The organism is Vibrio sp. S234-5 (assembly GCF_000960595.1).
GTDB lineage: Bacteria > Pseudomonadota > Gammaproteobacteria > Enterobacterales > Vibrionaceae > Vibrio.
On the sequence record NZ_JZAM01000047.1, the window covers coordinates 1 to 726 of the forward strand.

The window sequence follows — 726 nt, forward strand, 5'->3', positions numbered from 1 at the left end:
TAGTGACTTCAGCGAATGCCTTGGCATCATTGGTGTTGCCACTCAGTGCTTGCATGTAAACAGGAATACCTGCTTGGTTTTCACAGATGAGTTCAAGCACCACTTGGTTAAGCTCTGGCCTATGATCCCGACTGTAGCCTCTTACAAGCTTAATGACGTTGGTGTTTTCATCTTGTGCATACTCACCATCAACGTGGAAGCTAGTGATATCAAGATGAACAGAATCCGTCGTCAAGCCCAGTTTATCAACAACACGCTCAGCAATAACCTGATAGAGCGCTGAGACATCGGCTTCGTATAGAGCATCTAAGGTGCGGCCTAGTACATCATCAGTAAGGTGGTGTGCTTCAATGTCTTTGGCGAGTAGCTTAGACACAGGCTTGGTCTTAAAAAAGTCCGAGAACATGTGCAGTGTTCTGCTATGAAAGCCAAGTCCATTTAGGAGCATGGCCAATACCGCGTCACCATGAGAAACATTGTGGTCAGAATATTTTGGGATAACGGCATCTATCATCCGTGGCAGGCCAATTTCGTGACAAAAGGCGGCAATGAGACCAAGGTGATCTAAGCGTTTAATAACAGGATGGGTAGACATATTTTGAGACCGTCAAATAGCAGTAATAGATCAAAACTGTCGATCGCGGTCAAGATGGTGTCGTGGTTTTTATGAAAAACTGATCGCCAGATCACACTATTTAAATTCTGGAATTAGCTGCGGAATGACGG

General features: G+C 44.9%; 1 protein-coding gene. It reads right to left on the reverse strand.

From position 1 onward, the window contains the following. The coding region (locus UF06_RS01200; RefSeq protein WP_045568815.1) for an IS1634 family transposase at nt 1-595 on the reverse strand (595 nt) is incomplete at its 3' end. Nucleotides 596-726 lie beyond the last annotated feature (131 nt).